Source organism: Flavobacterium sp. LK-23, from assembly GCF_058135255.1.
Map to the genome: position 1 here is coordinate 85977 of NZ_JBYUVT010000002.1, position 14581 is coordinate 100557.

At 33.9% G+C, this 14581-nt stretch carries 13 protein-coding genes; 2 read left to right on the top strand and 11 right to left on the bottom strand.

Going from position 1 to position 14581, the window contains the following annotated elements; genetic code table 11:
- Positions 1–136: 136 nt before the first annotated feature.
- Complete coding sequence (locus tag AC3Y25_RS03820) at positions 137–1051, bottom strand: EamA family transporter (RefSeq protein WP_489901797.1); 915 nt, start codon at positions 1049–1051, stop codon at positions 137–139.
- Between the two features lie 107 nt (positions 1052–1158).
- Here AC3Y25_RS03820 and AC3Y25_RS03825 point away from each other — a divergent pair, with 107 nt between their 5' ends.
- A complete protein-coding gene (locus AC3Y25_RS03825; RefSeq protein ID WP_489901798.1) occupies positions 1159–2580 on the top strand; it encodes an aminotransferase-like domain-containing protein in 1422 nt (473 codons plus the stop codon).
- Between the two features lie 414 nt (positions 2581–2994).
- Here AC3Y25_RS03825 and AC3Y25_RS03830 read toward each other — a convergent pair whose 3' ends face one another.
- The 6 genes from AC3Y25_RS03830 to aspA form a co-directional block, all read right to left on the bottom strand.
- Positions 2995–3942: a bestrophin family protein gene (locus tag AC3Y25_RS03830; protein WP_095927631.1), complete on the bottom strand. Its 948-nt coding sequence runs from the start codon at positions 3940–3942 to the stop codon at positions 2995–2997.
- Positions 3943–4059: 117 nt separating this feature from the next.
- Positions 4060–4782 (bottom strand): hypothetical protein, encoded by a 723-nt coding sequence (locus AC3Y25_RS03835; protein WP_489901799.1) that lies wholly within the window; start codon positions 4780–4782, stop codon positions 4060–4062.
- A gap of 82 nt (positions 4783–4864) precedes the next feature.
- The gene (locus AC3Y25_RS03840) at positions 4865–6247 is read right to left on the bottom strand and encodes a HAMP domain-containing sensor histidine kinase (protein WP_248726433.1); all 1383 of its coding nucleotides are present in this window, start codon (positions 6245–6247) and stop codon (positions 4865–4867) included.
- Position 6248: 1 nt separating this feature from the next.
- Positions 6249–6923: a response regulator transcription factor gene (locus AC3Y25_RS03845; RefSeq protein WP_095927634.1), complete on the bottom strand. Its 675-nt coding sequence runs from the start codon at positions 6921–6923 to the stop codon at positions 6249–6251.
- A gap of 164 nt (positions 6924–7087) precedes the next feature.
- Positions 7088–8374: a BamA/TamA family outer membrane protein gene (locus AC3Y25_RS03850; protein WP_489901800.1), complete on the bottom strand. Its 1287-nt coding sequence runs from the start codon at positions 8372–8374 to the stop codon at positions 7088–7090.
- 153 nt (positions 8375–8527) lie between these two features.
- Positions 8528–9937 carry an aspartate ammonia-lyase gene (gene aspA / locus AC3Y25_RS03855; RefSeq protein WP_489901801.1) on the bottom strand — a complete coding sequence of 470 codons (1410 nt, stop codon included), beginning with the start codon at positions 9935–9937 and terminating at the stop codon, positions 8528–8530.
- A 158-nt stretch (positions 9938–10095) separates the two neighbouring features.
- Here aspA and AC3Y25_RS03860 point away from each other — a divergent pair, with 158 nt between their 5' ends.
- Entirely contained in the window at positions 10096–10674 is a 579-nt protein-coding gene (locus tag AC3Y25_RS03860; protein ID WP_489901802.1) for a pentapeptide repeat-containing protein, read from the top strand.
- Positions 10675–10799: 125 nt separating this feature from the next.
- On the opposite strand, the gene AC3Y25_RS03865 is transcribed toward AC3Y25_RS03860, so the two are convergent.
- From AC3Y25_RS03865 to glyA, 4 genes are all read right to left on the bottom strand, one after another.
- Positions 10800–11303, bottom strand: a complete 504-nt coding sequence (locus AC3Y25_RS03865; protein WP_489901803.1) for a GNAT family N-acetyltransferase — start codon at positions 11301–11303, stop codon at positions 10800–10802.
- A gap of 2 nt (positions 11304–11305) precedes the next feature.
- Positions 11306–12346, bottom strand: a complete 1041-nt coding sequence (locus AC3Y25_RS03870; RefSeq protein WP_489901804.1) for a GMP reductase — start codon at positions 12344–12346, stop codon at positions 11306–11308.
- Between the two features lie 171 nt (positions 12347–12517).
- On the bottom strand, positions 12518–13111 hold the full coding sequence (locus AC3Y25_RS03875; protein ID WP_012025392.1) for a MiaE family protein: 594 nt from the start codon (positions 13109–13111) through the stop codon (positions 12518–12520).
- 137 nt (positions 13112–13248) lie between these two features.
- Positions 13249–14523 carry a serine hydroxymethyltransferase gene (gene glyA / locus AC3Y25_RS03880; protein WP_248726427.1) on the bottom strand — a complete coding sequence of 425 codons (1275 nt, stop codon included), beginning with the start codon at positions 14521–14523 and terminating at the stop codon, positions 13249–13251.
- Between the last annotated feature and the right edge of the window lie 58 nt (positions 14524–14581).

Sequence of the window (14581 nt, forward strand, 5' to 3'; positions counted from 1 at the left end):
AATTCGTGGCTATCTTTTATTTACGCGTTATTGCATAAAAAAACAGGAATGAAAAATACTCATTCCTGTTTAAACATCCTGTTAAGGTTCTTATAATTTTCGATTTTAAACCAATAAAAAATATGAAAACTAACCCTTATGAACCTTTGGATATTGAAGTCATTTTTTGCTTAATTGCAAAAATATGATGTGAATTAAAAACTAACACTGCGGTAAAAATGATACCATATGCTGTAATTTGTAAAGGTGTAATGTTTTCTCTGAAAAAGAAGGCCGCCAAACCAAATGCAATCATCGGATTGATGTTTAATAACATTCCAACTGTTGAAGAGTTGATTCCAGAAAGCGCATACAAATTCAGGAAAAGCGGAATAATTGTAAACAAAATTGCAATTGTCTCGATACAGAAATAGAATTTAAACTCTGTTGGAACTGGACCTCCGTAACTTGGATAAAATGGCAATAAACATAATGCTGATAAGGTTATATGAAAAGTTAAAACAATAAACTTATCAAACCCTCTGTTGGCACGCTGACTTACCAAATAAGCCGCATAGGTTAAACCAATAATAATACTGAACAGCATATCCATTATATCACTGTAAGAAAGCAATATACATCCTGAAATACTTAATCCTACAGAAAGCCATTGTGTTTTAAGCAGTTTTTCTTTCAGTATAAAATAAGCCAATAAAGTCGTTAAAATTGGACAAACCAAATAAGCTAGAGAAGCCGCTTTTACGCTTACATGATTTACTACATAGATAAATGTAAACCAATTGGCCATTAAAAATGCGCTTCCGCCAATATTCAGAAGAATCGATTTTCTTTTTTCTGATTTTGGCATAGCTTTAAAAATCTCAACGGTTTCTCTTATTTGTTTTCTTTTAAATAAAAAAGCAATTAAAAGCATTAAACCAGCACAACTAAAAACACGAAAAAACAAAATATCTAATGACGGATATTCATGTATTGGCTTTAAGACCAAACTAAAAAGTCCCCATATAATAAAGGCTGAAATCGCCGCGATATAATATTTTGTTGTCTTCACAAACTTGCTTTTTGAAATTGTTCTGTTTTTATTTGGCAAATTTCTTAAAAATAAAACAGCAATACAGATACAGTTTTTGTAAATTGCAGCATAACAGTTTTTATTTTATGAAAAATTCGAATTACTTATATCTTCAATTTGCTGACCGAATCGAGAAACAGATCAAATCGGGCGTTTTAAACGTTGGCGATAAACTGCCTTCTATACGCGAAGTCTGCGCCGAAACGGGTTACAGCATGAGTACTGTAAGTAAGGCTTATTATGAAATTGAAAGCCGTTCTCTTATCGAATCTAGACCGCAATCTGGCTATTATGTGAGTAATATTTCTGCTCGAGTAATTGCTGAACCTTCGGCAAGCAAACCGCAATTAAGCCTAGAAAACATTGAACGCGAAGATTTAATCGATTTGGTTTACGGCGATATGCGAACTAAAGATGTTACCATGCTTTCGCTTGGTTTTCCGTCCAATGAATTACTTCCGATTGCTAAACTGAATAAAGGAATGGTTCAGGCAATACGACAATTACCGAACAGCGGAACGAGTTATGAGGAAATTCAAGGAAATAGCAATTTAAGAAAAGAAATTGCGCGATGGTCTTTTACATGGGGCGGCTCTCTAACGGAAGAGGATATTATAACGACTCCAGGCTGTATTTCTGCTATTTCAGATTGCTTATTAACACTGTCTAAACCGGGAGATACGATTATTACAGAAAGTCCAGTTTATTTTGGAATACTGCAATTGGCTCGATCTCTAGGCTTATACGTAATGGAACTTCCTACCAATATGACTACGGGAATCGAATTGGAAGCGGTCAAAAAAACACTTTCTACCAATAAGGTAAAAGCTTGCGTTTTGATGAGTAATTTTAGTAATCCGTCGGGAAGCATGCTGCCAAATGAACATAAAAAAGAAATTGTTCGTTTGATGGATTTCTACAATGTTCCACTAATTGAAGACGATATCCATGGCGATCTATACTTTGGCACAAGTCGGCCAACTAATTGCAAAACTTATGATGAAAGCGGCATTGTTTTGTGCTGCAGTTCTGTTTCTAAAACTTTAGCGCCAGGTTATCGAGTGGGTTGGGTTTCGCCAGGAAAATTTAAAAAAGAAGTTTTAAGAACGAAATTATATCATACTATTTCTAACACCACTATTACACATGAAGTGGTTGGAGATTTCTTGAAAAATGGCCGTTATGAGAATCATCTGAGAAAAATTCGACAGATTTTAAATCGAAATTGTACCAATTACATCAATACCGTTTTGGAATCTTTTCCAGCGGGAACAAAAGTAAGCCAGCCTCAAGGGGGATTCTTTCTTTGGGTAGAATTGGATAAAAAAATCGATACCGCAGCTTTTTATCATTTAGCGCTTAAACATAATATTAGTATTGCGCCAGGGAGGATTTTTTCCTTTCAGAATCAATTTTCAAATTGCATGCGATTGAGTTTTGGATTGCCTTGGTCTAATGAGTTGAGAACTGCTATTCAGACATTGGGGAAATTGGCGAAGCAGTTGTGAATATTTAGAACCTCATCAAATTAACATAGCCCGTGGTTTCAACCACGGGGACACATAGTAGTTTTTTGCCATTCTTTATTTTCCAGCGGTTGAAACCGCTGGCTATATTTAAGATGTTTGTGTTATAATTATTGCCTATATACTTTCGTGATTTCTCATTTCATTCGAAATGATAAAATTGAATCTGTAAAATAAAAACACCCAAGATTAACACCATCAAATTAACATAGCTCGTGGTTTCAACCACGGGAACACATAGTGGGTTTTACCATTCTTTGCGTTCCAGCGGTTGAAACCGCTGGCTATATTTAAAATATTTTTGTGCCTTATTGCTTCAAAATAACAATAAAAAAACTGGACAGCGCAACTACACACTGTCCAGCCAACAATTAAAAGCAGACCAAAATTAAATAGTTATAAGACAAAATAAGCGTCTTTTTCGACTTTCTTAGGCTCGTCTTTTAAATCAAATTCTTTCAGGATATCAAATTCGCTTTGATATTCGTTTAGCATTTGTTTAATATTTTTTTCAATTGTATTTGCAATTGCAGTAACTGGAGTATCTGTTGGTCTGTTTTCAAACGGATCTTGCAAATGAATCGCCATTCTTTCGATCAAAAAGAAAGCAGCTCCAATAGCAGTAATCAACGGAATTGCAAACCAGCTTAAAACGCTCGTTAGTCCGAAAGGCAATAGAAAAATAAACAAACACAAAGTCAATCTAATGTACATACTGTATGTTGTTGGGAAAATCGTATTTTTAATTCGCTCACATTTCCCCATTTCATCACATAATCTAGACAGAGTATTATCGATTTCAACCTGCTGATACATGTTGATTTTCTTTTCGTTTTTAGCAGTTCGTAAATCTCTTGCATGTAGCATCAAAATTGCATTCGGAACGTTTTGATGATTTTTGATGTATCTGATTTCTTCTTCGCTAATTAAGCCTTCAATCGGTTTTATCGCATCTCTATTTCGAAGCGACTGACCTAAACTGTAACACCAAGCAATTTGCCTTTTAGCAAAATTTTCTTTGAATTCGCTTGCTTCAACAGAGAAATCTGGATCTTCGTAAAACGTTAAAACCTGACGAATCAAAGTTCTGGAGTCGTTTACAACAGCGCCCCAAACAATTCGTGCCTCCCACCATCTGTCATAAGCCTGATTTGATTTAAAAGCTAACAGTAAGGAAATTATGGTTCCGATCATGGTCGGAATGGCAATCGGGATATCTACAGGAAGATTGATGAAATAATGATGAAAAATCTCAAATAGTATGGTATACGCTAATACCAATACAATTTCTACTTTAATTTTCCCGAGAACGTACTTCATTGGTATTCTTTTCTTTAATAACATATTTTCGGTTTTAAATTAAATTAATATTTTTTAAGAGGCTAAGATGCTAAGTTTCTAAGATGCTAAGAATTAAAAAGCTTAGAGACTTAGTGTCTTAGGAACTTAGAATCTCAGAAATCAAACCATCTCTTCGTATAATGAAAGAACAGGAAGACCTAGTTTTTCATTGACATTCTCTTTTTTCGATTTTTTAAATTTGATTTTTTCGCCTTTTCTGGTTTCTACCAACATATCAATATTATGTTTAGAAATGGCTTCTGATAAGAACGGAGCGACTTTTTCGTAGTCGTCTTCAAAACTGGCAGTTTGACTTACAATCTCAAAAGAGAAATTGGCACTCAAGAAATCTTGAACATCTTTTACATGAATGTTCATACTAGAATTTTCTACGTAAAGTGCTTTATGGAAAACTTCTTTATTAATCTCTGTGCTTAAATGTAGAATTGGGCATTTCTGATTTCCTGCCAATTGCACCAAATACTGATGAATTCTTTTGGTTTCTTGTTTATAAGAATGGGTAAGAATGACCAATTTGATTGAAAAAGCTTCAATTAGCCTTTTAAAAATTGGTGCTGAAAGTCCGTATTGGTTGTGAACTTTTAATTTTATGTTTGAAGTGTGTTCAACAATATATCGACAGGTTTCTAGAACTTCTTCCTGACTTCTAGTAATTCCAGATTTCATTTCTCTTAAAAAACCAGAAGAAGAAAACGTATCGGGCGCTTCTGAAACTAATACTAAAATAATTTCTGATTCCGTATTTTTGGACTGATTCACCGCAGATTTAACAGCAGAGATTGTATCATCTTTTAAAGTCGTAGGTATAAGAAAGTTTTTCATAAGTACATCTTTTAGTTTATACTTACAAAATAACTGTCCGCAAATTAGACCTTAATTAATCTAAAATTAGAATTTTCTAAAATTAAACATTAGATTTTTTAATGTTGCCTTTTTTAAAGATAATGGTAACGATTGTTCCTTTATTTTGCTCCGACTGCACTTGAAGTTCGCCATCATGCATTCTAATGATTTTAGATGCTAACGGAAGTCCCAAACCATATCCTATATACTTGGCAGCGATTTTACCTCTAAAGAAAGGCTCGTACAAATGCGGAATATCCTCAGGCGGGATTCCGATTCCGATATCATTAATCGATATTTTAATCATTTCTTTATTAGCAGAAAGACTCACAAACACTTCATTATTATCAGAATACTTTACACCATTGGTAATAATATTATTAATTGCCAATTCTAAAAGCGGTTTATTGCATGGCAGCAATAATAGATTAGAATCTTCTGGAGCAAAATTAAGTCTAATGCTTACGCGATTGTCTGGATAAATTTTATCTAAATCTGATTTTACATCCAATAACAATTCGTCCATTCGGGCAATATCAGACACTTGTTTTTGTCCGTCATAACCCGTTTGAGTCAATTTCAGCAAACTTTCTGTTAAGTTTCCTAATCTTGAAGCCTGACTGTAGATGTTTTGTAGCGATTCTATATATTCTTGTTGCTCTCTTTCTTTCAGCAGCATAATTTCTGCTTCGGCAATAATAGTTGTAATTGGCGTTTTTAATTCGTGAGAGGCATTATTAATAAAGTTGGCTTGAATCTCGAAAGAAGTTTCCAAACGATCCAGCATGTTATTAAAAGTATTAGTCAAATCTGAAATTTCATCAGAATTTTTAACTTCAGGCAAACGATTATGAAGATTAGAAGCACTAATTCTTTTTACTTCTTTCGTAATCCTTGCCACCGGATCGACAACGCGTTTTGCTAAAAATCGTCCTAAAAGAAAAGCCAGAATCACAAAACCGATTCCGCCAAAAAGCATAATTTTAACAATGTAAACGGTTGTATCTTTTCCTTTTCGATCTCTCGCGCCAACAATTACAATATATTTTTGATTGTTTTCTTGAAAAATCTGTCCCAAATAATATTTGTTATCTCTTTCAAAAGAATCTTTTCCTGTTCTTAAAATATTGGTATAAAAAGAGTTTGGGAGATTTAGATTGGTATTGTAATCAAAACTGTTGTGGCTGTTGATTTTCAATACATATTCCTCTTCCTCGATCAATTCTTCAAGACCATTCTTTTTAAGGTTCTTGTAATATTTGATCTTTTCCGGGTCTTTTTGAAAATGAATAGAAGAAACAATTTTTGCTCTATCGTCCAGACGCTTCAAAAAATGATATCGATTGTTTTCTCTAAACAAGAAAAACACGATGATACACAATAGAGAAGTACTAAAGGTAGAAAGGGCAACATAATTAAAAGTAATTTTTTTTCTAATATCCATATTATGGTTTTATAACATACCCCAAACCTTTCATGGTATGAATAAGTTTAGACGAATAAGGCTTATCTATCTTTCTTCTTAAGTATGTAATATAGACATCAACAACGTTGGTATTCATATCAAAATTAATATCCCAAACATTATCCAAAATCTGATCGCGCGATACGATTCTGCCTGTATTTTTAGCCAAATAATATAACAGTTTGAATTCTTTGGCAGTTAAAATGATGTTTTCTCCATCTCTTTTAACCGTTTTGGCGCGTCCGTTTATTTCTAAATCAGCAATTGTGATCGTATCAATTTTTTCTGTTTCCTGTTGCGATCTTCTGTACAGCGCATTTATTCTGGCATCTAATTCGCCAAATTTAAAAGGCTTAACCAAATAATCGTCGGCACCAGCATTTAATCCTGTTACAATGTTTTCTGAAGTTCCTAAAGCTGTTAAAAGTAAAATCGGCACAAAGTTTTTTGCTGCGCGAAGTCTTCTGCAAATTTCAATTCCATTAACATCAGGAAGCATAACATCCAAAATCACTACATCGAAGGTATAATTATGAATCATCTCCATAGCCGTTTTACCATCCATTGCAACGCTTACTTCATTATTATTTTCTGCAAATCCTTTTCTTAATATTGATAATAGATTTGGTTCGTCTTCAACTATAAGTAATTTCATCTTAAGAAGTTTGTATATACAACAAAAATAAGAATACAATTTAACATAATTTGGCACATCAAAACAAATTATGATTTAATTATGAAGAATCAAAAAAGCAGACACAATAGCCTGCTTTTTGATATTATTTTGCACTTAAAGTTTCTGATTCCTAATTTTTGAGATTAAAAAGTCTCTCCAGCATTCAAATAGAATCCTTTAGAATTGTTCCCCCAAGCATAATCCAAAATCAGATTTGTTTTGGAAGCTTTATCAATTAAGATTCTCAAACCAACACCAACGGCTGGTTGTATTGATTTGAATAATTTTAAATCATTATCAGAATTACTGGCGGTTACAAAATTGGTAAAAACCGTACCGCTTAACAATTGATTGCATGTAATGGGAAACCTAAATTCTGTAGACAAATAAACCAACCCATTTCCTCTAAATAATCCCTGTGTATACCCTTCTCCGCTCCTGCTCCGTTGATCCCAGCCAATTGCAGGAAGATTTAAATACGGAACTTTTCCTCTAGTCACAAATTGCCCGTACGTCCAAATAGCTAAAATATAATGCGGATTTTTATGAGAAACAGGAATAAAATGACGGTATTCTGCAAATAAAACATTGCTATAATCCTGATTATTAAATAGAACAGGATTAAATCTATAATTTATGTTGGCAAACCAACCTTTTGACGCATTTACCTGATTATCACGAGAATCGTGAACCAGATTCAGGCTAACTCCATTTAAAAAATATTCAGAATTATCAAATCCGTATTTTTGGCTGTAATCGTAATGATAGGTATATTTTCCGTTTGCAACATCCAATTCCTCATCTTGTATCCTTGAATACCAGTCAATATTTATACCACCTCCGATATAGTAGTTCTCTTTGACCTCAAAAGAAACCGTTTGATGAAACTTCAAATAATTATAATCCATTGCCTGAGCAAGAGAATCTACACCAAAGCCTGAAGGGCGGTCACGTCTGGGCGGAATAATATCGGTTCCTAAACCATAATTAGGCTGCGAAAATAAGTACAATCGATAATCTCCACTCAGAAAGATTTTATTATTCTTCAGCAGAATATTGTTTTTAATGTTAACCAGCCACTGGTTTTTTACCGTATAAGTAATTCCTACGTTGGCAATTGAATATTTGTCTTTTTCTTCTTTTCCTTTAAAGGTATACTGAGCCACAGCACCAAAAAAGAAACCTGTTGCAGGCTGTGAACCAATTGCGGGAATTAATAAAAAGAAATTGTTCTTTGTGGGTTTAACAACCAAAGCATCGTCATCTTTCTTAAAAAGATCAAATAATGTTTTAGGAGGACAGATTGTTGGAGTTTCAATTTCAGGATTTTTAATTTCCTCTTGAGCAGATAAATTAAAAGAAATAAGAAGTAATAATCCTAAGATTTTAGACTTGTACTTAACGGCATTATTTTGAAAAAAAAGTACCATTTACAAAGTTTTGTTTTAGAAATAAAATCAAGCTCATTGTAAATATAAGTCTTATTTTCAACATCTTAAGCACTAAAACAAAATAATTTAAAAATATTTTAACAAAAAAAGCCGTCAAAAAATTGACAGCTTTAATTTATAGTATTGCTATTTTTATTTAGTGATAAATTTTGGATGAATTAGATTTTCTAAAGAATAAATCTCATCCCATTTTTCCTGTGTAATTAGTTTTCGTTCTAAAACAGCAATTTGATGCACGCTTTTACCCGTTTTTAATGCTTCTCCAGCAATACTTGCACTTTCTTCGTAACCAATAATCGGATTCAATTGCGTTACGATTCCGATACTATTCATAACCATATTATAGCAATGGTCAACGTTTGCAGTGATTCCGTTGATACATTTATCAATTAAAGTCTGAATCGCATTTGAAAGATAATCTAACGAAGTAAACATCGCAAAAGCAATAACAGGCTCCATTACATTCAATTGCAATTGTCCTGCTTCTGCTGCCATTGTAACCGTTAAATCTTGCCCAATCACATAAAAACAAGTCTGATTGACGACTTCTGGAATTACCGGATTTACTTTTCCTGGCATAATAGACGAACCGGGTTGGCGTGCAGGAAGATTAATCTCATTTAAACCCGTTCTTGGTCCAGAACTCAATAAACGTAAATCATTGCAGATTTTAGAAATCTTAACCGCAGAACGCTTTAAGGTTCCCATAATCTGAACGTAAGCGCCTGTATCTACCGTTGCTTCAATCAAATCTGGCGAAAGCGTTAAAGGAATTCCAACCTCATCTGCCAAATATTTTACGCAGATTTCTGGATAACCTTCTGGAGCATTTACTTTTGTTCCAATCGCTGTTGCGCCCATATTAATTTCCAACAATAATTCCTGAGCATTTTTCAAACGCTGAATATCTTCGCCAATTGTTGTCGCGTAAGCTTTAAACTCTTGTCCTAAAGTCATAGGAACTGCATCTTGCAATTGTGTTCTTCCCATTTTTAAAACTTCTTTAAACTCCTCGCCTTTTTTAGCGAAAGCAACTTCTAGACCAGCTAAAGTTTTAATAAAAGTTTCCATTTTCAAGTACAATGCAATTCTAAATGCCGATGGATATGCATCGTTAGTAGACTGAGAACAGTTTACATGATTATTGGGATGAAGGAAATTGTATTCTCCTTTTTTATGACCTAAATATTCAAGTCCGATATTGGCAATAACTTCGTTTGCATTCATGTTTACAGAAGTTCCTGCACCGCCCTGAATTAAATCACTCACAAATTCTTGATCAAATTTACCACCAATAACCTGATCGCTTCCGTAACAGATTGCTTCTGCTATTTTTGCATCAATAGCGCCACAATCTTTGTTGGCTAAAGCTGCAGCCTTTTTTACATATCCTAAAGCTTTGATAAATAAAGGTTCTTTTGAAATCGGAATTGCTGTAATATTAAAATTCTCTACAGCTCTAAAAGTCTGGATTCCGTAGTATAAATGATTCGGAATTTCTAATTCTCCTAAAAAATCATGTTCCTTTCTTGTTGGTTCCATATAATAAAAATTGATATGTTTTAACTTAAAAAATAAGTGTAAAGCTACAGCATTTTATGGATTAAAAATGAGAATGGAATCAAAATCATTTATAATTTGTTCGCATTTTTCTATGGTAAATTATTACCTTTTCACCTTCAAATAATTATCGAAAAAGGTTGAAAAAAGAAAGCGAATATTTTCTTGACAAAGAATACAATACGATTGTTTACGCCAAAGATGACTTAAATTTTAAAGACTTCGAATGCTGTGTTTTTAACAATTGTAACTTTTCTGCCTGCACTTTTTTGGCCGTTACTTTTATCGATTGTGTTTTTAATGACTGTATTTTTAGTGAAGCAAAAATTAATTATGTCGCTTTTAGAACCGTAACATTTAATCGATGCGAAATTAAAGAAGTGAATTTTGCCATGTGTGACAAGCTTATTTTTGAAGTTCGCTTTAATGATTGCATCCTTGACTTTTCTAAGTTTTATACTTTAAAATTAAAAGGAACTCCGTTTACCAATTGCAGTTTAATAGCGGTAGATTTTATGGCCGCTGATTTAACCAACGTAATTTTCGATAATTGCGATTTATACCGTTCCGAATTCAACAAAGCTATCGCCAATAAAGCCGATTTTAAAACAAGTTATAATTATACTATCGATCCTTCTAAAACGAAATTGAAAAAAGCTGTTTTTTCTTTGAAGGAAGTGAAAGGATTATTGTTTAAGCATGATGTGATTGTGAATTAACGCACAGTTGTCATTTCGACGAAGGAGAAATCTTCACAAGTAGCTCCGCACAGAAAAGTTGCCAATCTTTGTAGAGTTCCTTGCGAAGATTTCTCCTTCGTCGAAATGACAATAATGCTAAAAAATTACTTTGAGACTGATTTTCCCATTACATAATCCTCCATCAAATATCCATTTCCAATTTCTATATCCAAAGTTTCTTTGATTTCGAAACCTAGTTTTTTGTAGAAATTCAAAGCTGTATTAAATCGGTTAACATTTAATAAAAGTTCGTTTGAGTTATTCTCTGAGGCCAGTTTTTCAATCGATTCAAAAACTATTTTTCCGTAACCTTTTCCTTGTGTTTCAGGCAAAAGATATATTTTATGGATTTTTGTAATGGCTTCATTTTTATAATGATGCTCAATTCCGATAAAACCAATTACAGATTCAGGATCCGAAACCAAATAAAACAATTGTTCTTTATTGTGAATTTGTCTAGTTAAAGCTTCATCAGAATAAATCAAATCTAACATATAATCTAATTGTTCTGCTGTTAGAATTTCGCCATAAGTTATTGGCCAAGTTATATTTGCAATTTCTTGAATTTTAGCAATATCTTTAATTGATGCTTCGGTAATTTTAATCATATTTATTTTGTAAAAACTTGATTTTCTTGCTCGCTTACGCGGATGAAAGTCGTTCTCTTAGTCAATTCTTTTAATCTTGAAGCTCCTACATAAGTACATGTGCTTCTTATTCCGCCCAATATATCTAAAACAGTGTGAATCACATCTCCTTTAAACGGAACTTGAACTGTTTTTCCTTCGCTTGCTCTGTATTCTGCAACGCCTCCAGAATGTTTATCCATGGCAGTTTTAGAACTCATTCCGTAAAATTGTTTGAATTTTTCTCCTTTTACTTCTATTAATTCACCGCCGCTTTCTGTGTGTCCTGCGAGCATTCCTCCCAACATTACAAAGTCTGCTCCAGCACCAAAAGCTTTGGCAACATCACCCGGAGTTGAACAGCCGCCATCGCTGATAATATGGCCACCTAAACCGTGCGCTGCATCGGCACATTCAATAATTGCAGATAATTGCGGATAACCAACGCCTGTTTTAACGCGAGTTGTACAAACAGAACCTGGACCAATTCCCACTTTTACAATATCAGCACCCGCTAATAGAAGCTCTTCGGTCATTTCGCCTGTAACTACATTTCCTGCAATAATAATTTTATCGGGATATTGTTTACGGGTTTTCTTTAAAAACTGTACAAAATGCTCCGAATAACCGTTGGCAACATCAATGCAGATAAATTTCAGCAACGGATTTGCAGTAATTATTGCACCTATTCTATCAAAATCTTCTTTTCCTGTTCCTGTGCTTACAGCAATATAATCGTAAAAATCAAGAGTTACGTTCTTTAGAAATGCATTCCATTCTTCTAAAGTGTAATGTTTATGAATGGCTGTAAAGAGTTTTTCTTTTGCTAAAACTTTCGCTATTTCAAAAGTTCCAACCGTATCCATATTGGCAGCCATTATTGGAATTCCTGTCCAGCTTGCTGTACTGTGCAAAAATTTGAAATTTTGTTCTAGTGAAACTTCAGATCTGCTTTTGAGCGTTGATCTCTTAGGTCTAAACATTACATCTTTAAATCCTAATTTCAGGTCCATTTCTATTCTCATAGTTCGAGATTTTGGTTACTCTCAAATGTAAGGAATTTTAGATTGTAGACTTTAGATTTTAGATTAACAAAAACTTGAACTTTTGAACAATTGATTTACTTTGCGTGGGCTTCGACTTCGCTCAGCCTGACAAACGTGAAAACTGAAAACTGCGACTGAAAACTTAAAAAATTATCCGTGTATCGTCTCTCCTTTTCCGTAATTCGTAATTATCGATTCTTCGAAAGCCAACCATTCTCTCCAACGCTTTTCAACATCTATTCCAGTTCCGTATTTACGTGCGTAGGTAATGAATGTTGTATAATGTCCTGCTTCGCTTTCCATTAATTCTCTGTAGAAAACGGCTAATTCTTCGTCTTTAATATTTTCAGAAAGCACTTTAAAGCGTTCACAGCTTCTAGCTTCGATCATTGCAGAGAACAATAATCTTTCTACAAGTCCAGAAACACGACTTCCGTCACCGCTTCTTTTCATGTATTGATATAGTTCGTTTACGTAATCATCTTTACGCTCACGTCCTAATTTTAGTCCTCTTTTGATGATGATATTATGAACCTGTTCAAAATGATCTATTTCTTCTTTGGCCAAAGCCAATAAATCTTTTACTAAATCTTGATGCTCCGAATTATTCGTAATAATCGTAATCGCGTTTGTTGCCGCTTTCTGTTCGCACCAAGCGTGATCTGTCAAGATTTCTTCAATGTTTTTCTCAACAATATTTACCCATCTTGGGTCGGTTGGCAATTGTAATCTTAATACGCCCATGTCTTTTAATTTGTTTCAGGTTTATTTTGTTTCATGTTTCAAGTTTCTTTTCTAAACGAAAAAAAGTTTAAAGTTTCGTAATACGTTTATTTACGCATTACAAAACTTTAAACTTGAAACCTTAAACTTTAAACTAATTAATACGCAAAAATTGGTCTTTCGCTCATTAATTCGTTTACTTCTTCAGCAACTTCTTCGATAACATCCTCATTTGTATGATCAGTAAGAACTTTATCAATTAAAGCTACGATAGTTTCCATATCTTTTTCAACTAAACCACGAGTTGTGATTGCAGCTGTTCCAACACGAATTCCAGACGTGATAAATGGAGATTTATCGTCAAAAGGAACCATGTTTTTGTTTACTGTAATTTCAGCTTTTACTAATGCGTTTTCAGCTTCTTTACCAGAAATATTTTTATTTCTTAAGTCAATTAGCATCATATGGTTATCTGTTCCGCCAGAGATAATGTTGTAACCTCTTTTTACGAAAGCGTCAGCCATTGCATTTGCATTTTTTTGTAATTGCATTGCATAAGTAAAGAACTCATCTTTAAGAGCTTCACCAAAAGCAACCGCTTTAGCAGCGATAATATGCATTAAAGGTCCACCTTGATTTCCTGGGAAAACAGCTAAGTCTAATAATGAAGACATCATTCTGATTTCTCCTTTTGGAGTTGTTAATCCTTGTGGATTTGGGAAATCTTTCCCCATTAAAATAAGACCTCCACGTGGTCCTCTTAATGTTTTGTGAGTTGTTGTAGAAACAATATGACAATGTGGAATTGGATCGTTTAATAATCCTTTTGCGATAAGACCAGCTGGGTGAGAAATATCAGCAAATAAGATCGCTCCTACGCTGTCAGCAATTTGTCTGAAACGAGCAAAATCCATATCACGAGAATAAGCCGAAGCTCCCGCGATGATTAATTTTGGCTGTTCTTTAGTTGCAATTTCTTGAATTTTATCATAATCTAAACGACCAGTTTCAGCATCTACACCGTAGAAAACTGGACGGTATAAACGTCCTGAGAAGTTTACTGGAGAACCATGAGTTAAGTGACCTCCGTGAGATAAGTCAAAACCTAAAATAGTATCACCAGGATTTAAACAAGCGTGATAAACAGCTGTGTTTGCTTGAGAACCTGAGTGAGGCTGTACGTTTGCATATTCAGCGCCAAATAATTCTTTAGCTCTGTCAATAGCAATTTGCTCAATAACGTCAACTACTTCACAACCGCCGTAGTATCTTTTGCCAGGATAACCTTCAGCATATTTATTAGTTAAAACAGACCCTGCTGCTGCCATTACTTCATCACTTACAAAATTCTCAGAAGCAATAAGCTCTAGTCCGTGAATTTGTCTTTCTTTCTCCTCTTGGATAAGATCAAAAATTTGTTCGTCGCGTTGCATTTTTTTGTTTTTCGTTAATTTCACGCAAAAATACAAAAAAACGTTTGTCAAACTGCTA